Source organism: Gammaproteobacteria bacterium, assembly GCA_024235095.1.
Classification (GTDB): Bacteria; Pseudomonadota; Gammaproteobacteria; order Competibacterales; family Competibacteraceae; genus UBA2383.
Genome location: JACKNC010000002.1, coordinates 750649 through 769164 on the forward strand (window position 1 = coordinate 750649; position 18516 = coordinate 769164).

Annotated in this window: 18 protein-coding genes and 3 pseudogenes; 8 read left to right on the forward strand and 13 right to left on the reverse strand. The window is 58.8% G+C overall.

The genetic code is table 11. From position 1 onward, the window contains the following. The first annotated feature begins 348 nt into the window (after window positions 1–348). Together H6973_16560 and H6973_16565 are read left to right on the forward strand one after the other, a co-directional pair. Window positions 349–735: an SUMF1/EgtB/PvdO family nonheme iron enzyme gene (locus H6973_16560; protein ID MCP5127193.1), complete on the forward strand. Its 387-nt coding sequence runs from the start codon at window positions 349–351 to the stop codon at window positions 733–735. A gap of 45 nt (window positions 736–780) precedes the next feature. Then, the gene (locus H6973_16565; GenBank protein MCP5127194.1) at window positions 781–2109 is read left to right on the forward strand and encodes an SUMF1/EgtB/PvdO family nonheme iron enzyme; all 1329 of its coding nucleotides are present in this window, start codon (window positions 781–783) and stop codon (window positions 2107–2109) included. A gap of 201 nt (window positions 2110–2310) precedes the next feature. On the opposite strand, the gene treY is transcribed toward H6973_16565, so the two are convergent. The 6 genes from treY to H6973_16595 all read right to left on the reverse strand — a co-directional run bounded on the left by treY (window position 2311) and on the right by H6973_16595 (window position 10718). Further along, the gene (treY, locus tag H6973_16570) at window positions 2311–5112 is read right to left on the reverse strand and encodes a malto-oligosyltrehalose synthase (protein MCP5127195.1); all 2802 of its coding nucleotides are present in this window, start codon (window positions 5110–5112) and stop codon (window positions 2311–2313) included. A 29-nt stretch (window positions 5113–5141) separates the two neighbouring features. Then, on the reverse strand, window positions 5142–6986 hold the full coding sequence (gene treZ / locus H6973_16575) for a malto-oligosyltrehalose trehalohydrolase (protein ID MCP5127196.1): 1845 nt from the start codon (window positions 6984–6986) through the stop codon (window positions 5142–5144). 116 nt (window positions 6987–7102) lie between these two features. Then, window positions 7103–9250 (reverse strand): glycogen debranching protein GlgX, encoded by a 2148-nt coding sequence (glgX, locus tag H6973_16580; GenBank protein MCP5127197.1) that lies wholly within the window; start codon window positions 9248–9250, stop codon window positions 7103–7105. Between the two features lie 51 nt (window positions 9251–9301). Then, window positions 9302–9643, reverse strand: a complete 342-nt coding sequence (locus H6973_16585) for a hypothetical protein (GenBank protein MCP5127198.1) — start codon at window positions 9641–9643, stop codon at window positions 9302–9304. Window positions 9644–9745: 102 nt separating this feature from the next. Then, a complete protein-coding gene (locus H6973_16590) occupies window positions 9746–10285 on the reverse strand; it encodes a hypothetical protein (GenBank protein MCP5127199.1) in 540 nt (179 codons plus the stop codon). Window positions 10286–10430: 145 nt separating this feature from the next. Beyond that, complete coding sequence (locus H6973_16595) at window positions 10431–10718, reverse strand: Dna2/Cas4 domain-containing protein (protein MCP5127200.1); 288 nt, start codon at window positions 10716–10718, stop codon at window positions 10431–10433. A 210-nt stretch (window positions 10719–10928) separates the two neighbouring features. Here H6973_16595 and H6973_16600 point away from each other — a divergent pair, with 210 nt between their 5' ends. From H6973_16600 to H6973_16610, 3 genes are read left to right on the forward strand one after another with little or no spacing between them, the layout of a single operon-like run. Then, complete coding sequence (locus tag H6973_16600) at window positions 10929–11390, forward strand: helix-turn-helix domain-containing protein (GenBank protein MCP5127201.1); 462 nt, start codon at window positions 10929–10931, stop codon at window positions 11388–11390. Then, window positions 11338–11919, forward strand: a complete 582-nt coding sequence (locus H6973_16605; GenBank protein MCP5127202.1) for an IS21 family transposase — start codon at window positions 11338–11340, stop codon at window positions 11917–11919. The genes H6973_16600 and H6973_16605 overlap by 53 nt, the downstream gene beginning before the upstream one ends. Continuing rightward, a complete protein-coding gene (locus tag H6973_16610; GenBank protein ID MCP5127203.1) occupies window positions 11882–12190 on the forward strand; it encodes a transposase in 309 nt (102 codons plus the stop codon). The genes H6973_16605 and H6973_16610 overlap by 38 nt, the downstream gene beginning before the upstream one ends. Here H6973_16610 and H6973_16615 read toward each other — a convergent pair. The 6 genes from H6973_16615 to H6973_16640 form a co-directional block, all read right to left on the reverse strand. Beyond that, window positions 12179–12688, reverse strand: a complete 510-nt coding sequence (locus H6973_16615; GenBank protein ID MCP5127204.1) for a transposase — start codon at window positions 12686–12688, stop codon at window positions 12179–12181. The two genes, H6973_16610 and H6973_16615, sit on opposite strands and share 12 nt — an antisense overlap. A 19-nt stretch (window positions 12689–12707) precedes the next feature. Further along, the gene (locus tag H6973_16620) at window positions 12708–13334 is read right to left on the reverse strand and encodes a transposase (GenBank protein MCP5127205.1); all 627 of its coding nucleotides are present in this window, start codon (window positions 13332–13334) and stop codon (window positions 12708–12710) included. Beyond that, window positions 13252–13743 (reverse strand): hypothetical protein, encoded by a 492-nt coding sequence (locus H6973_16625; GenBank protein ID MCP5127206.1) that lies wholly within the window; start codon window positions 13741–13743, stop codon window positions 13252–13254. The genes H6973_16620 and H6973_16625 overlap by 83 nt, the downstream gene beginning before the upstream one ends. Window positions 13744–13810: 67 nt before the next feature. Then, entirely contained in the window at window positions 13811–14284 is a 474-nt protein-coding gene (locus H6973_16630) for a hypothetical protein (protein ID MCP5127207.1), read from the reverse strand. A 176-nt stretch (window positions 14285–14460) separates the two neighbouring features. Next, window positions 14461–14820 carry a helix-turn-helix domain-containing protein gene (locus tag H6973_16635; protein MCP5127208.1) on the reverse strand — a complete coding sequence of 120 codons (360 nt, stop codon included), beginning with the start codon at window positions 14818–14820 and terminating at the stop codon, window positions 14461–14463. Beyond that, window positions 14805–15032, reverse strand: coding sequence for a hypothetical protein (locus tag H6973_16640; protein MCP5127209.1), 228 nt, complete (start codon window positions 15030–15032; stop codon window positions 14805–14807). The genes H6973_16635 and H6973_16640 overlap by 16 nt, the downstream gene beginning before the upstream one ends. A gap of 94 nt (window positions 15033–15126) precedes the next feature. Here H6973_16640 and H6973_16645 point away from each other — a divergent pair. Together H6973_16645 and H6973_16650 are read left to right on the forward strand one after the other, a co-directional pair. After that, a pseudogene (locus H6973_16645) lies at window positions 15127–15302 on the forward strand (IS21 family transposase). Between the two features lie 91 nt (window positions 15303–15393). Beyond that, window positions 15394–16148, forward strand: a pseudogene (locus H6973_16650) (ATP-binding protein). A gap of 99 nt (window positions 16149–16247) precedes the next feature. Here the strand turns inward: H6973_16650 and H6973_16655 are convergent. Further along, window positions 16248–16889, reverse strand: a pseudogene (locus tag H6973_16655) (CRISPR-associated endonuclease Cas3''). Window positions 16890–16975: 86 nt separating this feature from the next. Here H6973_16655 and H6973_16660 point away from each other — a divergent pair. Next, complete coding sequence (locus H6973_16660; protein ID MCP5127210.1) at window positions 16976–18511, forward strand: 2-isopropylmalate synthase; 1536 nt, start codon at window positions 16976–16978, stop codon at window positions 18509–18511. Window positions 18512–18516: the final 5 nt, after the last annotated feature.

Here is an 18516-nt window from a genome sequence, read left to right on the forward strand (position 1 = left end):
ACGGCATCAAAGAAACCCTGCGCACGCCGGCCTATCTACGCTATGTGGACGACATGGTGTTGCTGGCCGACGACAAACAAGAACTGTGGGCTTGGCGCGACTGGATCGCGGCACGGTTAGCGGAAATACGGCTGCGCTTGCATCCCGCCAAAGCCAAGGTCAGCCAGGTCCGGGAAGGGTTGAATTTGCTGGGCTATTTCGTGTTTCCCGAACGGCGGCGCTTGCGCAACGAAAACGGCCTGCGCTTTCGGCGCCGGCTGCGGGCTTTCGCGCAAGGCTACGCCGAGGGCCGACTGGACTGGGCCGATTTCGACCCCAGCGTGCAGGCGTGGATCGGCCACGCCCGTCATGCGGAAACGCTGGGGCTACGCAAAAGTATCTTTGCGGAAGTACACTTTCAGCGGGAACGGACCGAACGGCGGTCCCCGGGTGCTGCGGGGCGGCTCGTGGAACAACGAACCGAAGAGGTTGCGGTCGGCCGCGCGCAACAGGAACGACCCGCGCAACAGGAACAACAACGTGGGATTCCGTCTGGCCAGTCCGCCCACCAAGTCCCGGAGCCGCCGCGTTCACGGATGCGGCGGGCGTGGCGGGTGGGTGTCCATGAGTCCGTTTCCAGGACTCGCAGGGACGGGAGCGCCGAATAGCTGTGCCAGGGACCGACGGGGCGCGGGGCCGATGGGTTGCCGGAGGTCCCGCGTCCAATCTCGGCGGAACGCCTCAGGCGCGTTATGATACGGTTAATTCAAAATACAGCAATAAGCTTACGAGTCCAACAACATGAGCAGGGATCAGGTTTTTATCAGCTATAGCCATGCAGACAGTGACTGGCTCAGACGACTGCAAATTATGCTGGCCCCCTTGCGACGTCAGGGGATGCTGGACGTATGGGAAGATACGCGCATTCAGGTGGGACAGGATTGGAAAGCGGAAATTGAAAAGGCCCTGATGAGAGCCAAGGTCGCGGTGTTGCTGGTCAGTCCGGATTTCCTGGCTTCGGACTTTATCGTTAGACATGAGTTGCCGCCGCTGCTGGAGGCGGCCAAAAAGCAGGGTGCGACCATTCTCTGGGTACCGTTGCGGCACAGCCTGTACCGGGTCACCGAGATTGCCTGCTACCAGGCGGCTTATGACCCCGGAACGCCCTTGTCTACCTTAACGTTGGCCGAGCAGGATGCCGCGTTGGTGCGGATCGCGGAAGCGCTCATCGCCGTTGAATCTTCTCCCGCGTCCACTTCACCTCCTGAAACGCCAGAACCGGTCCGACCGCATCGAGTTGTTCTGCCTCCCGTCAAGTACATTCACGGCTGGTTGGCGGAGCGCGTGCAGGCACTGCAACAACAGACCGCTAAGGCGCTGGGTCTGCCGGTGGAGTTTTGCGATGATCTCGAAAGCGGCGGCCAAGGTCCGGTGATGGCCGTCATTCCAGCCGGGCGATTTTTGATGGGCTCCCCCGAGGGTGAACTGGAACGGCGAGACGAGGAGCGCCAGCACGAAGTCGAAGTCGCGCCATTCGCGCTGGGCAAGTACACCGTGACCCTCGATGAATACGATCGGTTTGCGCATGCCAAAGGGCGGGCGTTGCCCGCCGATCAGGGTTGGGGCCGTGGGCGGCGACCGGTGATCAACGTGAATTGGCTCGATGCAGTGGCTTATGCGGACTGGCTGAGCGAGCAGACGGGCCAGACTTATCGTCTGCCGACCGAAGCTGAATGGGAATACGCCTGTCGAGCGGGAACGACGACGCCGTTTTGTTTCGGGACCACGATCGGCACTGAGCAAGCCAACTACGATGGCAACTACATCTATGGCGGGGGACGAACAGGCATGTATCGGCAAAAGACCGTCGAAGTTGGCCAGTTTCCGGCCAACGCCTGGGGACTGTACGAAATGCACGGCAATGTCTGGGAATGGACCGGTTCCGAATACGACGAAAAGTATGGGGGCGCTGAGTTGCGCGGTGTCAGCGACCGCGATTCCGGCGGTCCCCGGGTGCTGCGGGGCGGCTCGTGGGGCATCGGTCCGCTGTGGTTGCGGTCGGCCGCGCGCTTCTGGGGCGTCCCGCGCTACCGGGGCTCCTCGTGGGATTCCGTCTGGCCAGGACGTTAACCCTTTGACCTTTTTGCTTTTACCCTTTCCGGGGGTCCAGGGGGCGTAGCCCCCTGGTCGCGTTTTTTTGCGGATGACCGAGGCAGAATTCCGGGCGGCGAGGCGCTGCGCCTTGGGCCTGATGCAAGAGAAATTTCGACCCGGTATTAACGATCATCGCGCATGACCCTGAAGGCGTCTATGCCGGCTCACGTCATTTCATCAACCCTGCCCTGCTTCATTGATCAGCAACGCCACCGGGAAGTGCTGAAGCGCCTCCCGCAGCCATAACGCCTCTTCGCCCTGCACCGTTTCCCCGGTCAGGGCATTATGCCAACACAGGCGCGAACCCGTAGGCGGCAGCACTCGGGTTTCATGCCAGACCGATTCGCCCAGGGGATATTCGCCGTCCTTGACCAAACTGCTCGGAAAGCGCGGCACAATAACCAGCGCTCGCCGTTCGCCCAATTCCCGGGCGAAGGCTACGACATGGGATTTGAGGCTGCCGATCACCGTTAATTTCTGGTAAGCGCCATGCTGGAACAATTCCAGCTCGCTCCGCCGCGCTTGCAGGGCGCGGTAGATCAGAAACAGCTTGATTCGCCCATCCTCGGGCGCCACCAACAATTCCGTGATCAACTGCAAAATGTTGCCAGCACGGTTTTGCAACGCCTTGAGCATCGCGCCACGCCGTTCAAAGTCGACCGGTCGACGATTATCGGGATCGACCAGACTCAAATCCCATAACTCCGTACCTTGGTAGAAATCAGGCAGTCCCGGTGTAGTGAGCTTGAGCAGGGTCTGGCTGAGGGAGTTGATGATCCCGTGATGCTGTATGCGCCGCTGGAATGGCAGGAACGCTTGCAGAAACGGATTTTCCTTGCCGGGTTGCATGACGCGCTCGGCAAAGGTTAACAAGGCGTCCTCGTATTGGTTGTCCGGCTCCAACCAGTTGGTATGCACCTTGGCCTCTCGGGTGGCCTTGATTAAATAGTCCTTGACCCGCTGGATGAAACCGGGGTAATCGGCCAGATCAAAGGGATAGGCGCCCAGCAGGGTTTGATACAGCAGGTATTCATCGTCATTCTCTGGAGCGCTCCAGGCGCCGATTTGCACCTTGCGCGACTGGTTGATTTCATGCCACTCCTGCAACTGATGTTCCCATTCCTCGGGTATTTCCGACAACACGTTCAACCGGGCGCGGACATCCTCGCCACGCTTGGTGTCATGAGTGGCGCTGGCGTTCATAGCATGGGGCCAGGAAGCAACCCGATGCTGATTGAAGGTGTGAAATTCATCCAGATCAATGCCGAATTGCAGGGGTCCCGCGCCGACCTCGTTGAGCGACAACAGCCGGTTATAGACATAGAACACCGTATCCTCAACGCCCTTGGCCATCAAGGGGCCGGTGAATTGCTGCAAGCGCATGATGAAATGCAGCCACTGATCCTTATCCTCAGCCGCCATGTGCTCATCGAATTCCAGGCGCAGGAACCGTTCGATGAAATTCAGTTCATTGCGGAAGTTGGGGATGTTCAGCCGGGCCTGAGCGATGACCTGCCGGATGTATTCCTGATCCGCCCGGCTGGAGCCGGTCCGACCGATGTAACTGCGATAGATCGGGAACAGCACCAGAATTTCGATCAGCGCGACCTGGAGTCCGTACAGGGTGAAATCGCTGGCGTAGCGGTAACGCTCGGAGATGCTTTTCAGCAGATGCGCCAGGTTGTCAATATCCCCCGCCAGATGCTTATCGACGATCATGCGCTTGTTGCTATCAATCAGCGCTTCGCAGGATGTGGTATTGCCGATAAACGAGCGATAAATCCGGGTGAACTCGGATTCGGACGCTGGTTGACAGAACAAGCCATTGATCATGCCGAGAAAATCATAGCCACTGGTGCCCTGACAAGGCCAGTTCACCGGCAATTCCTCGCCATGTTCCAGAATTTTTTCCACGACCAGATAGACATAGGGCGCTTGTTCGCGCAGGCGATGCAGATATTGCGCGGGGTCGTAGAGACCATCGATATGGTCGATGCGCAGACCCGTAATTTTTTCCTCGGCGACCAGTTTGAGGATCAATTCATGAGTAAAGTCAAAAACCTTCGCATCCTCGATCCGCAGAGAGATCAGGTCGTTGATGGTGAAAAACCGCCGGTAATTCAATTCCTCATTACCCACCTTCCAATAGGACAGCCGAAAGAACTGCTCGTTGAGCAAGCTGTCCAGCAAATCGAAGCTTTCGGGTTTGCCGACTTCGCCGTTGAAGGCGCGAATGTTCTGCTCGATAAACGCATGGACTTCAGGGCTGCCGTTCCATAGTTCCCACAACATCTGCTTGATGAAAGAAATCTGGTCGTAGCGCTCCCGCCCCTCTTCGCCGGATGGAATGTATTTGAGCAGATAAAGCACCCCCAGGAACTTGACGAAATGGGGATGGTTGCGCTCGAGCTGAGCGCGCAGCCGGCCCAGATCGTAGGTCAGTAACCGGTAGTAGGATTCGATGCGGATCGGGAAGCGGAAGTCGTAGTAATGCACCGCCAGTCCCTGCTCGCTGTAGCGCAATTGCAATTCGCCGCTTTCCAGGCAGTCGCCGTAGAACTTGCCCAGAAACGGGGCCAGCACCCGACCGCGAATGCCTTCGTAGAGATGATTCCAGTTGATGTCGAAAAACTCGTGATAGGGCGAATCCGGGCCATTCTCCAGTACGTCCACCAATAATTGATTCTGGCTGTCAAACGCCATGTGGTTAGGGACAATGTCCTGCACCCAGCCAATGCATTGTTGTTTCAAGACCTGGCTCAGCGCCTCGAAACGTTCCATGCCGCCCAGTTCGGGATTGATCGCATGGCTGTCCACGACATCATAACCGTGTTGACTGCCTTGGCGCGGAGTGAGGATGGGGGAGGCATAGATGTCAGAGACGCCCAGCTCCGCCAGGTAAGGCGCAACAGCAGCAGCGGCATCGAAGCCGAATTCCGGGGTAAATTGCAGGCGATAGGTTGCGACGGGAATGCGCATCATGGAATAAGGTCCTGTCGGTAGGGCATTCAGGAGGGAACGTCGCTGGCATAAACCGCGACGCTGTAGGGCAGTAGCTGAAGCACACCGGGAATAGCGCCATCCGCCAATTGTAGCGGCAGAGCAGAACCCTCGCCGCCCCAAGTGGGATCGGCGGCATCGAGGCGCAGACTCCATGCGCCAGCGCCAGGTTTGACCGTCACCGTGGCCGGTTCGGCAGCAAAATTCATCCAGGCGACAACTCGGTTGGCATCGCACCAGCGCTGCAATTCCAGTACGCCCGGTCTGATCACTGTCGCGCTCAAGCTAGCGTTATCAAGGCGAGCCAGCGCCGGCAGTTCCCGCCGCAGCCGTAACAGTTCGCGGTAAAAAGCGCGCAATTGGCCATGCCTGCCGGTGTTGCCGAGTTCCCATTGCAGTTTGGAGCCGTTGAACGCCGCTTCCGATTGCGGGTCTGGCGCTTCGCCTTTAGCATGAAAGGCAGCGAACTCTTTTTTCCGGCCTTCGCGCACGCCTTCGATCAAGGCTGTGTCGCCGTGGCTGATGAAATACTGGAATGGACGGGGTTCGCCATACTCTTCGCCCATGAACAACAGCGGCAGATAGGGTGACAGCAGTACCGCCGCCGCCGCCAGTTTCAGCGCGGGAAAGGGCAATAACCCGGACAATCGGTCGCCCAGCGCGCGGTTGCCCACTTGATCATGGTTCTGGCTGCACACCACAAAGCGCCAAGCCGGGCAGTCGCCGGGATCGTCGCCGTGAAAGCGCTGGCGGTGCGGGGAGTAGTCCCAGGCATAGACGAACGGCCGGTTGTAAACCTGCGCCAGTTGCTCCAGTGCGCCGAAATCCTCGTAATAGCCGTGGCGCTCGCCGGTCAGCACCGTATGCAGGGCGTGATGGAAATCGTCGCTCCACTGCGCGTCCAGGCCGTAACCGCCCACAGCGGGGGAACGAATCAGGCGCGGGTCGTTCAGGTCGCTCTCGGCGATCAGGTAAAAAGGCCGACCCAGGCGTTGCGCGCAACCGGCAGCGGCGGTCGCTAGTTCCGCCAGGATATGCCAGGCCCCGAAGTCGTAGATCGCATGAACGGCGTCCAGACGCAGCGCATCGCAATGGCAGGTCTCGAACCAGTAGCGGGCATTGTTGACTACATATTCACGAACGCCAGGACTGTGTGGGCCGTCATAGTTGACCGCGTCGCCCCACGGCGTACGGTAGTGGTTAGTGAAATAGGTTCCCAGTCCCCACAGATAATTGCCCTCGGGACCGAGGTGGTTGTAGACCACGTCCATGATGACGGCCAGACCTTCACGATGGCAGGCGTCGACCAGCCGCTTCAGTCCCTCCACGCCGCCATAGGAGTCTTGCGCCGCGTAAGGGTAAACGCCGTCGTAGCCCCAATTGCGGTCGCCAGGGAATTGGGCAACCGGCAGCAGTTCGATGGCGTTCACCCCCAATTCCCGCAATTCCGGCAGGCGGGGAATGATCGCGTCAAACGTGCCTTCCGGCGTAAACGTTCCGACATGCAACTCGTACATGACCCACTGCGGCAAGGGCGGCGGTTGCCAGTTGCTATCTGTCCAGGGGAAGGCATGATCGACCACGCGCGAGGGGCCATGCACACCCTGGGGTTGATGGTGGGAAGCGGGGTCAGGCCGGTCGGTTTCGCCGTCCCACTGGTAGAAGTACAATGCGCCGGGTTCAAGGCCGGTGACGGTGGCATGCCAGTAACTGCGCTCGTCGCAGGTCATGGGAATCAGACGGTCTTCGGGCGCGACTAAGTGGACGGCAGCCTGTTTCAGCAAAGGCGCCCACAGGGTGAAGGCGCATTGATGGTCGCCGAGATAATGGGCGCCCAGTTTGAGATGGTTCATGGGAATAATGCCTCCGTGGCTGTAGTAGGTTGGGTTAGCGCGCAGCGGTAACCCAAGATGATCAGAGCTGGGTAGGGTACGCATTGCGTACCCTACTGGGAAATCGAAATAGCCTTTTACTCCGACGCCGCACTGCTGGACGATCGCTGCAAAACCACCAGCGCCCGACCTGGGACGGGTACGATTGACGCTTCAGCGCCATAACTGCGACCGCGCTGCAAAAAGCGAGGCAAGGCCGTATCCATAACCGTCCGCCATTCTCCCGGCGCAAGATTTTCCGGCAAAGTAAATTCAATCGGTTCGTGATGGGCGTTGAACAGCAGAATGAAACTGTCGTCGATAATGCGTTCGCCCCGTCGGTCAGGCGTGGCAATCTCCTCGCCGTTCAGAAAAATGCCAATCGCCATGGTCAATCCGTCGTGCCATTGCTCCTCGGTCATCTCGCCGCCATCCGGGTTGAACCAAACGATATCGTGGACGCCGGAACCATGAATTGACCGACCCTGGAACCATTTGCGCCGACGCAGCACCGGATGGTCATAACGGAACGCCATCAACTCGCGGACAAACTCCAGCAGCGCCGCGTTTTCTTCGGGCAGATCCCAGTTCAGCCAGGACAGTTCGTTGTCCTGACAGTAGGCATTATTATTACCGTGCTGGGTGCGGCCCATCTCGTCGCCGGCCAGCAGCATGGGAACGCCCTGGGACAAAAACAGCGTCGCCAGGAAATTACGCTGCTGGCGCTGACGCAGGTTCAGAACCACCGGATCGTCGGTCTCGCCTTCAGCGCCACAATTCCAGGATCGGTTGTGGCTTTCCCCGTCGCGGCTGCCCTCATTATTGGCTTCATTGTGCTTTTCGTTGTAACTGACCAGATCATGCAGGGTGAAGCCATCATGAGCGATGATGAAATTGATGCTGGCGCTGGGGTTGCGGCCATTGGACTGGTACAGATCGGAACTGCCGGTGAATCGGAAGGCAAATTCGGCCAACCGGCTCGGTTCGCCGCGCCAGAAGTCGCGCACCGTATCCCGGTAGCGGCCATTCCATTCCGACCACAGCAACGGGAAGCCGCCGACATGATAGCCGCCTTCGCCCACATCCCACGGTTCGGCGATCAGCTTCACGTCGGACAGCACCGGGTCCTGATGGATGATGTCGAAGAACGCGGCCAGCCGGTCAACGGCGTACAGTTCTCGCGCCAGCGCCGAGGCCAGGTCAAAGCGGAAGCCATCCACATGCATCTCCAGCACCCAGTAACGCAGGCTGTCCATGATCAGCTTGAGCACTTGTGGATGGCGGACATTGAGCGAGTTGCCGCAACCGGTGAAATCCATGTAATAGCGCGGATTATCCTCGACCAGTCGGTAGTAAGCGGCGTTATCCACCCCGCGCAGGGTCAGGGTCGGCCCCATCTGGTTGCCTTCGCCGGTGTGGTTATAAACCACGTCCAGAATCACCTCGATGCCAGCCCGGTGCAGCACCTTGACCATTTCCTTGAACTCGCGCACCTGTTGACCCTGGGCGCCGCTGGCGCTGTAACCGGAGTAGGGGGCGAAGAAATTGAGCGAGTCATAACCCCAGTAATTGCGTAGCCCAGTGCCTGCCAGGTGGCCGGGATGAGCGAGATAATGATGCACGGGCATCAGTTCGACTGCCGTTACATCAATGGAACGCAAATGCGCGATGGCGGCGGGATGGGCTAGGCCAGCGTAAGTGCCACGCAACGCCTCGGGAATTTCCGGATGCAGGCGGGTGAAGCCCCGGACGTGCATTTCGTAGATCACCGTCTCGTGCCAGGGCGTGCGCAGCAAAGCATCGCCTTCCCAATCGAAATGCGGATCAATGACCACGCCCTTGGGCATCAATGGCGCACTGTCGCTTTCGGAAAAGGCTAGGTCTTCATCGAGCTGTTCCCACGGGTAACCAAAAATCGCCTCTCCCGGCTGAACATCGCCGTCGAGCGCCTTGGCGTAGGGATCGATCAACAGTTTGTTGGGGTTGAAGCGGTGGCCTTCGTGCGGGGCGAAGGGGCCATGCACGCGGAAGCCGTAACGTTGTCCCGGTCCGATACCCGGTGCGTAACCATGCCAGATAAATTTGTTGACCTCTTTCAGCTCCAGCCGGGTTTCCTGGTTGTTGTCGTCAAACAGGCATAATTCAACCTGTGTGGCGTTTTCGGAAAACAGGGCAAAGTTAGTGCCTTGGCCATCCCAGAAAGCGCCCAGTGGGTAGGGTTTTCCAGGCCAGATCGGTTGCAACATGCTGTTTCCTGATGAAGCGGCTTTGCAGCCAGATTTTGAAATTATAGCAGCTTATCCAGAACCGCTTTCGGGACACAGGCGTTTGGTCACGCATTTCGCCACGCCGGAACTGCTCGAACAGGCCCGGCAAAACGGCATTGTTTCCGCATCGAGCCGGGTGCGCAGACTGGCGCGCCAGACCGTCCGGGCAATCCCGGGAATGCCTCGACTGTATGCCGCCAGCCGGTTTAGAAAATCACGGTCAACCATGGCGGCTTCATCCGGGCTTTCGACAGGCGGCGGCAGAACATACTTACCGCTATGGGCCTGGCGGAATGCCAGCAGCGGCTTTTCCGCGCCCTCCGCCAGTCCTTGCAAATAGAGAGACAGGCGCTCTTGATCGAAAGCCTGCAAGGTCAGCGTCCGCGCCCGGCAATTTGGCCCGGCCCGGCGCAGAAACGCCCAGGCCCAGCTGTCGCAGCCGATGATACTGCGTCCCAGACTGCCGGAGCAGGCTTAGCGGAGAAATTGACGCACCAGACCTAACCCAGCGGCATGGCGCAAATAGACCCGCTCCAGCGCCGGCAAAACCCAATCCCGTTCATCGGTTCTCTTGGCAGATAACCAGTTAAGATCGTTAGCTAAAATCTGTTCTGGAGTCGGCGGCTCCAGGATGCACCACTGGCATTGTTTCGCCCATTGGCGCAGGATCCACTCAACGCCGCCATGCGGCGGCCCCACCACAAAAACGGTCAGCCGGTTAGGTTGCAGGTTGATCAAATCGTCTTGTAAAGCGTCATTCAGAGCCGCCGCCGCGTCGCGCCAGTCCGGGTCAGGAACGATCTGCATGAGTTGTTCGTCGGACAACACCTCTAACCCGTTGACTCGGTTAATTGTTTCCGAATCATCATCGTCGTGACGGGGGCGTCTACCCAAGGTAGCCCACCAATTTTCAGTAACAACATTCACCGACATGGTTGGGGGACGGTAATCGGCAAGGTTGATCCATTGCCAAAGTGGCGGCGCTTTCTGATCGCCATCGGAGTTGGTTGCCATATCGTTGTTTATTCCAATCTGTTCGCCCACGCGGGGCGCGGCCTTCCCCGCTGATGGAGCGCCGCGAGGATGATCCGCTTAATCCGCGCGCCCACGCGGGGCGCGACGCCAGACTGGGCCGCCCTGGACGGTCACGGTGCAGGTTTCAATCCGTGCGCCCACGCGGGGCGCGACCCAAAGAACAAAAACTTGGACGCACACACATCCCTGATTGTTTCAATCCGCGCGCCCACGCGGGGCGCGACTTCAGCAAACAGGCATCACAACGCCTAGGTTCATAATCGGCGGCCGGCGTTTGGCCTTCCTCAATCATCCGGCGGATGTGCTGAACCGTTTCGATGGTCAAAGCCCGCAGACCTGTATCGAAAGCCACGATTCGACGCCGGCGGGTTTTGCCATAAAAGAGCGCGCCCTCCGGAATCCGAGTATCCAGCTGCGTATTTCATGGGATGACGGCAGGTCGTTTCACGGGATGACGGCAGGTCGTTTCACGGGATGACGGCAGGTCGTTTCACGGAAGGCGGCAGGCCATTACACGGAAGGCGGCGGGTTGTTTCGCCAATGAGCAGCGACGCAGGTTAACAACTTGTAGGCTGGTTCCTTTTTTTCCGAGGAGGAACTCATGCCGACTGAGAGGTTATCCATGCGCAAGATTCAAGAAGTGCTTCGTTTGCAGGCGGCGGGCCATAGCCAACCACAAATTGCCCGGAGTTGCGGGATCGGCCGTAGCACGGTCGGAGAGTATCTGCAACGCGCCCGACGAGCGGGCCTGGGTTGGCCCCTGCCCAAGGGCATGATGGCCGATGAATTGGAACGACGGTTGTTTCCGCCGCGCCCCGCCGCTGGGTCTGCGGATCGCGGAAAACCGGATTGGGCCACCGTCCACCAGGAATTACGCCGCCCCGGCGTCACCTTGTGGCTCTTGTGGGAAGAGTACAAAGCCACGCATCCCCAGGGCTATCAATACACCTGGTTCTGCCAGCAGTATCGGGCTTGGGTGGCGCATACCGATGTGGTGATGCGCCAGACCCATCGGGCCGGTGAGAAGGTGTTTGTGGACTACGCCGGTCCCACCGTGCCCATCGTGGGACCGCATCACGGGTGAACTCCGCCAGGCCCAAGTGTTTGTTGCGGTGCTGGGCGCCAGCAATTACACCTATGTGGAGGCGACCTGGACCCAAGGACTGGATGACTGGCTCATGGCGCATGTCCGGGCCTTTGCATTTTTCGGCGGTGTCCCGGAAATTGTGGTTCCAGATAATTTGAAAACCGGCGTCCAGACGCCGCACCGCTATGAGCCCGACCTCAACCCCAGTTATCTGGAGTTAGCCGCCCATTATGGCGTCGCGGTCCCCGCGCGTGTCCGAAAACCGCGTGATAAAGCCAAAGCGGAAAGTGGCGTGCTCGTGGTGGAACGCTGGATTCTGGCCCGCTTGCGCCATCGGACTCTGTTCAGTCTCGACGAACTCAACACGGTCATCCGCGAACTGCGCGACGCCCTCAATCAGCGCGCCTTCAAAAACTCCCCGGTTCCCGTCAGCATTGGTTTGCAACGCTGGAACAACCGGCGTTGCGTCCTTACCGGCCGAACCCTACGTGTTCGCGCAATGGAAAAAAGCGCGCGTCAACATTGACTATCACATTGACATCGAGCGCCATTACTATTCGGTCCCCTACCTCCTGGTGCGCCAGGAAGTGGAGGTGCGCCTGACCGCCACCACGGTCGAGGTCTTCCATCAACGTCAGCGGGTGGCTTGTCATCGCCGCCATCCGCAGCCTGGTCGCCATACCACCGTAACCGCCCACATGCCCAAAGCCCATCGGGAGTACGCCGAATGGACGCCCGAACGGTTAGTGCGCTGGGCTCACCAGACCGGCCCCCACACGGCGACTCTAGTGGGCTGACACAGAAGTTTTGACAGGTTCAGAGGTTTCTGGGTCCACCGGGGTTTCAGAAGATTTCAAGGGAGGATAGAGGCGCTTGAGTTTGACCCGGGCCAAGTCGGTGCCGAACTGCCAGTGGATTTTGGTCTGACGTAGGTTGCGTGGGCCTTGCCAAGCGGCGATTTCCTTCCGCAAAGTTTCGAGGTTCGCAATGCGGCGATTCAAACACTGGCCGGCGAGAACAGCGAACTCACATTCCGCCATATTGAGCCAACTGCCATGCTTGGGGGTGTAATGAAATTCGAGCTTGCGGGTGATCCGGCGGGCTTCCTCTGGAGAAAAGACACTATACAAGGCCGCAGGAGTGTGGGTATTGAGGTTATCCACGACCAACCGGATTCGCTCCGCCTTCGGAAAGTACACATCAACGAGTTGCTGCATTTGCTGGGCAAAATCGCGTTTGGTGCGCTGTTTCGTGACATTAACATGACGCCACCCGCGCAAGGGGTAAATGCTCATTAACTGCAGGCGGGAACAATCAAGCCGCAGCAGCTTGGCGAATCAAATCCGTGAGCGGGGGGATCGTGTTTTGACCGGACACCCGATCGTACAGGTATTCCCAGAAGGAGAGACCGTGTTTAACGCAGGTCTTCTTGAGACTGAGGAAGGTGTCGCGACATCGTCGTCCGTCCTCGCTGCGGGTGCCGGCGCTGATCTTGCGTTTCTTCACCATATCCCGGATATCGTTCTCGCTGCGGTTGTTGTGCAGCGGTAATTCCGGGTAATCGAGCACCCGGAGCAACTCCTCCCGGTTGCGTTGGAAGCTCCGCAAAACATGGTTAAGCGGTTCACAGGCGGTGGCGGTCGCGCACAGTGTATCAAACTGGGCATTGATGGCGGCTTTCGCTGCCTGGGTGGGTGATAAGCGGTAGGTTGCCAAGTTCCGATAGATCGTCCAGATCTGTTCTTGCACGTCATCAATGGCGACCCGATCCGCTTCGTTCAGCGGGAGAATCTGTTGCAGAGGACGTTCCGCATGCACCCAGCACAAGGCGTGGGTGAACAGGGCAAATTGCCCGGCGTCATCGCTGAGCAAGCGCAGATCCAGCGGAAACCCCTGCGCGGCCAGCCCGCCGATGAGCGCGCCTTCCGTGACGAGGGTCATCGCCCGGGGCTATCGACCCGGTTCCGCCGCAAATAGGCGGCCCACGCTTGGGGTCGGTCGCGACGATCGGGCGTTGCGCCAGCCGTTCCCGGTGGCCGGCCGCCACGCCATGGTCGGCCATGTACGCTAGGGCCTCGGCATTGATTTCATAGCGGCGCTCGGTCTGCAAGACCTCCAGGAAGTTGATGCGACTCTTGGCATCGGTGCTGGCAAAGCAGGCAAACCACTCATTACCCAAGTACGTGCAGTAGCCGTTTTGCCCCTGATGGCGGGCGCCGGTATCGTCCGTTTGGACGTAGGACGAAACAGTCAAGCCGACTGCCTTGATTGCGTCCTTTTCCTGGTGAAAGTCGTCATAACCTTCCGTCAGCAGACGATTCAGTTGCCCCGACGAAATCTCAACCCCCATTCCCGGACTTGGGCTAGCAAGACCGGTTGGGTCACATGGGCTTGATAATATTGATGCAAAACATAAGTCACGAACTGGGGCCATAGTGCCCACCCCGCACCACGACCGGCACGGACGCCGTGACGTATTCGCCGGTAGGGAACCGCCATTGCTCCAACTCATAGCAGGTATTATGGAGTTCAATAACGACATCCTGGACGACATACCGCCGGTAGCCTTGGAACCGCGCCCCGAGCGGGAGGCCCTCCAGGATCACCCGACGGGTTTCATGAATGACGAGTTCGGCGGTCTTGGCCCGCTGGGGACCTCGACGAGGCGGTTCCTCCGTCCCGGGATTGAGCGCCGCCTTGACGGCGGCTTGCAGCGTGTTCGGCTTTAACTGCGGACGGGGGGGACCGCCCTGCAACCGCCGCAGTTCATCCTCTAAGCGTTGAATATGCGCTTGCTGCTCGCCAATCACCTGCAACAGACTCCGCACGACCGGGGTCTGGTCGCTTTCAGCGATCTCGGGTAGCGTTAGGGTGAAGGAGCGGTTTTGCATAGTGATTAGTGTAGCTTATTCAACAGCTATGTCATAGAACTACCTGCAACTAATGAGTATTTACCGCAAGGGTTGTACGAATAGAAATAAATTGGCGGTGCCTTCGCGTTTGTATTCACAGTCATAGCGCGCCGGTTGACCCGGGCGGGCGGGTTGAGGACAGCGGGTTTCGCTGGTCAATTGCACCGGACTTTCATCGAAGCACACTTGGGGGTATTGAGGATCATCGGGTTCGGCGTACAGGTCCAACACATCCTCCATATGCCAAACATAATCGGGACTGACACTGGGAATACACCATTCTTGACGTTGCCAGGGTTTGAGGTCGTTTTTTTAAGGATGCGCCGCACACTCTCACGGGAAATGGCTTCGATGGGCCGGAGTTCCATGAAGCGGTCCGCTAACAATTGGAGAGTCCACTGACAACGGCCAGCGGGCGGGGTACTACAGGCCAAGGCGACCAGAAAGGCGGCCTGTTTGCCGGTCAAGGCCGGGGGCAAACCGACTCGTGGCCGCTCGCTTAACGCCGCCAGCAACCCTTCGTCGACAAACCGTTGACGGGTACGATGAACGGTCGAAATCCCAAGTGAAGGCTTTGGGCAATGGCCTCATCCGTCGCCCCTTCCGCAGCCTGCAGCAACACATGGGCACGGGCAACCTTGCGCGCCGCTGCCTTGCTTTTATGAATGACCTTCAGCAGGTCTTCCCGCTCCTCTTCAGTTAGATCAACCAGATACTTGTGGGCCATGGTGATTCCTCCTGTTGATCTCAACCATAGGGCACCCACCGCTACCTGTCAAAACTTCTGTGTCAGCCCACTAGTGGAACGTATCCTGGCCACGCGGCCCCATCCTCAGCAGGGCTACCGCTCGTGCTTGGGCATCTTGCGTCTGGGCAAAGCCTATGGCGCCGACCGCTGGAGGCCGCCTGTCAGCGCGCGTTAGCCATTGGGGACTGAGTTACAAGAGCATCGAGTCGATTCTCAAGCATGGCCTGGGACCAGCAACGCCTCCCGGATGCGGGGACTTCGCCACCGCCCATCCCTTCGACCGCGACCCACGCGAACGTGCGCGGCGCACGCTATTACCAATAACCCAGGAGCCTCCGCCATGCTGAAACAACCCCTTCTCGATCAACTGCACACCTTGAAACTCAGCGGCATGCGTCAGGCCTTGCACGAGCAACTCCAGATGCCCGATAGCGATCAGCTCAGCTTTACGGATCGCTTGAGTCTCCTGGTTGATCGCGAACTGACCGAACGCGCGAATCGTCGCCTCCAGTACCGCTTACAGCAAGCCCGTTTGCCCCAGCAAGCCTGCCGGGAAGACCTGGATTACCAACATCCCCGGGGCCTGGATAAAACCCTCATCCAGCATCTGCTCGGTGAACGCTGGCTTGTGGAGCATCTCAACTGCCTGATTACCGGCCCACCGGCGTGGGGAAAACATGGATTGCTTGTGCCTTGGCTCAGCATGCGTGTCGTCTGGGCTATACCGCGCGCTATGTCCGTTTGCCCCGCTTGCTCCCTGAACTGGCGTTGGCCCGCGCCGATGGCCGCTATCCCAAGCTGCTACGCGAGTACGCTAAAGCACACGTGTTGGTCATCGATGACTGGGGCTTAACACCGCTCACCAGCGAGGGCCGCCGTGATCTTCTGGAAATCCTCGATGACCGGCATCACCGTCAATCCACCCTCGTGACCAGCCAGTTGCCCGTGGCAAGCTGGCACGCCTATCTGGACGAACCCACTCTGGCTGATGCCCTCCTCGATCGGCTCGTCCATAACGCCTACACCCTCAACCTGACCGGAGAATCCTTACGAAAACGTAAAACCCCCTTGACGAACTCCATCACGGAACAGTAAACACTCATCCACTGCGTCGCTGCGCTCCGACCGAGTGAAATACGCTGCCGCCTTCGACTGAACTCGCCGGCCGTCATCCCGTGAAATGGATGGCCGGCATCAGTGAAATACGCATCCAGCATCTCCGGTATCATTCGGTTTCCGTAATTCGGCCAAGGCCGGCAATCCACCACGGTTGATCCGCCACCCTTCAACTTTGGCGTAGAACGCCTCGGTATCCAGAAAATCCGCATCAACCAGGCAGGAGAACAACATGCGGGTGAAGAACGCTAATTGGAAAATCGTTCGATCCTTACGGGGGCTCATCAGCTTTGGTGGACTCTAGCGGTCAGGTAATTGAATCTCTTCCCGCCATGCCGAAAGCAGATTGGGAATGCTCGCCGCCAGTCGTTCCTTCAAGGCGCTGCGTCCGCCCGGATCGTATCCGTTGGCCAAGCCGGCATGATGTCCGGCGATGCAGTACGCCAACACACGTCCCAAGTGCAGCAGCCTGAAGTGCTCAACGGCGACTTTAGCGCCTGCCGTGGAATGATCCATGCGGCCATAATCACCGGTCAAACGTCCCTGGAACTCGTTTGTATATTTGCCAAGATCATGCAGTAATCCGGCAACCAGCCCCATGTCTTGAGCAGCAAAGCGTTCAGCAAAATTCGCGGTAAGCCGCCCAACGGCGTTGAGATGATCGCTGAGTAACTGCCAATCGTCTTGATTCATCGAATCTGTTGAATGTGCGTAGAACATGAATACCTCACATAGTTTTTGAAAGCTGACAAACCCGGCAAAATCGCCATAATGGCTTTTCAAATCCCAGTTTTGGAGAGCACCGTATGAACAAACTGATTATTTTCGATACGACCCTGCGCGATGGCGAACAAAGTCCGGGCGCGTCGATGACTAAGGAAGAGAAAGTCCGCATCGCCAAGATGTTGGAGCGGATGAAGGTCGACGTCATCGAAGCGGGCTTTCCCATCGCCAGTCCCGGCGACTTTGAAGCAGTGCGAGCCGTCGCTCGGGCGGTCAGGGACAGCACGGTATGTGGTCTGGCGCGCGCTTCCGAGGTGGACATCGACCAGGCCGGAGAAGCGCTGAAAGAGGCGGCAAGTTGTCGCGTCCATACTTTCATCGCCACCTCGCCGATTCACATGAAAATGAAGCTGCGGCTGGAGCCGGATCAAGTGTTGGAACGCGCGGTTGAAGCGGTGCGCCGCGCCCGGCGCTGGACCGATGACGTGGAATTCTCCGCCGAAGACGCGGGCCGTTCGGAACTCGATTTCCTGTGCCGGATCACTGAAGCGGTGATTGACGCCGGCGCGCGCACCATCAATATCCCTGACACGGTCGGCTACAACGTCCCCGAACAGTTCGCCCACACCATCCAGAGCCTGCTGGAACGGGTGCCGAACGCGGATAAAGCCATCTTCTCCGTACATTGCCATAACGACCTGGGCCTGGCGGTGGCTAATTCTCTGGCGGCGGTCATGGCGGGGGCGCGGCAGGTGGAATGCACCATCAACGGTCTGGGCGAGCGCGCGGGCAACGCCTCGCTGGAAGAAATCGTCATGACCGTGCGCACCCGGCGCGATGTGTTTAACCTGGAGACCGGCATCGACACCACGCAAATCGTGCCCGCATCCCGACTGGTCGCCAACATCACCGGCTTCCCGGTGCAGCCCAACAAAGCCATCGTCGGGGCTAACGCTTTCGCCCACGAGTCCGGCATCCACCAGGACGGCGTGCTTAAACACCGCGAAACCTATGAAATCATGCGCGCCGAGGATGTCGGCTGGAGCGCCAACCGCATGGTCATGGGCAAGCATTCAGGCCGCAACGCCTTCCGCACCCGGCTGGAGGAACTGGGCGTCAATTTCGCCACGGAGGAAGAATTAAACGCCGCTTTCGCCCGCTTCAAGGAACTGGCCGACAAAAAGCACGAGATTTACGACGAGGACTTGCAAGCGCTAGTCACCGATGCCTATCTGACCGCAGAAAACGAGCGGGTGAAGTTGCTTTATCTGCGTGTTTGTTCCGAAACCGGCGAGACGCCCAAGGCGCAAGTCACTTTGTCCGTGGATGGCGAAGAGCGCAGCGCGACCGCCGAGGGTGGCGGGCCGGTGGACGCCGCATTCAAGGCCATCGAGAGCATTTTGCAAACGGGCACGGACTTATTGCTGTATTCGGTGAACAACATCACCAGCGGTACCGATGCGCAGGGTGAAGTGACCGTGCGGGTCTCCAAGCAAGGGCGCATCCTCAATGGCCAAGGCGCGGACACCGACATCGTGATCGCTTCGGCGAAAGCCTACGTGAATGTGTTGAACAAAGTGCTGCAACCGATTGAACGGGCGCATCCGCAATTGTTGTAATGGCT

Coding starts and splice junctions, on each gene's coding strand:
- H6973_16560 (MCP5127193.1), top strand. CDS start 349: ATGCGGAAACGCTGGGGCTACGCAAAAGTATCTTTGCGGAAGTACACT.
- H6973_16565 (MCP5127194.1), top strand. CDS start 781: ATGAGCAGGGATCAGGTTTTTATCAGCTATAGCCATGCAGACAGTGAC.
- treY (MCP5127195.1), bottom strand. CDS start 5,112: ATGCGCATTCCCGTCGCAACCTATCGCCTGCAATTTACCCCGGAATTC.
- treZ (MCP5127196.1), bottom strand. CDS start 6,986: ATGAACCATCTCAAACTGGGCGCCCATTATCTCGGCGACCATCAATGC.
- glgX (MCP5127197.1), bottom strand. CDS start 9,250: ATGTTGCAACCGATCTGGCCTGGAAAACCCTACCCACTGGGCGCTTTC.
- H6973_16590 (MCP5127199.1), bottom strand. CDS start 10,285: ATGGCAACCAACTCCGATGGCGATCAGAAAGCGCCGCCACTTTGGCAA.
- H6973_16600 (MCP5127201.1), top strand. CDS start 10,929: ATGCGCAAGATTCAAGAAGTGCTTCGTTTGCAGGCGGCGGGCCATAGC.
- H6973_16615 (MCP5127204.1), bottom strand. CDS start 12,688: ATGAGCATTTACCCCTTGCGCGGGTGGCGTCATGTTAATGTCACGAAA.
- H6973_16620 (MCP5127205.1), bottom strand. CDS start 13,334: ATGACCCTCGTCACGGAAGGCGCGCTCATCGGCGGGCTGGCCGCGCAG.
- H6973_16625 (MCP5127206.1), bottom strand. CDS start 13,743: ATGGGGGTTGAGATTTCGTCGGGGCAACTGAATCGTCTGCTGACGGAA.
- H6973_16630 (MCP5127207.1), bottom strand. CDS start 14,284: ATGCAAAACCGCTCCTTCACCCTAACGCTACCCGAGATCGCTGAAAGC.
- H6973_16640 (MCP5127209.1), bottom strand. CDS start 15,032: ATGGCCCACAAGTATCTGGTTGATCTAACTGAAGAGGAGCGGGAAGAC.
- H6973_16660 (MCP5127210.1), top strand. CDS start 16,976: ATGAACAAACTGATTATTTTCGATACGACCCTGCGCGATGGCGAACAA.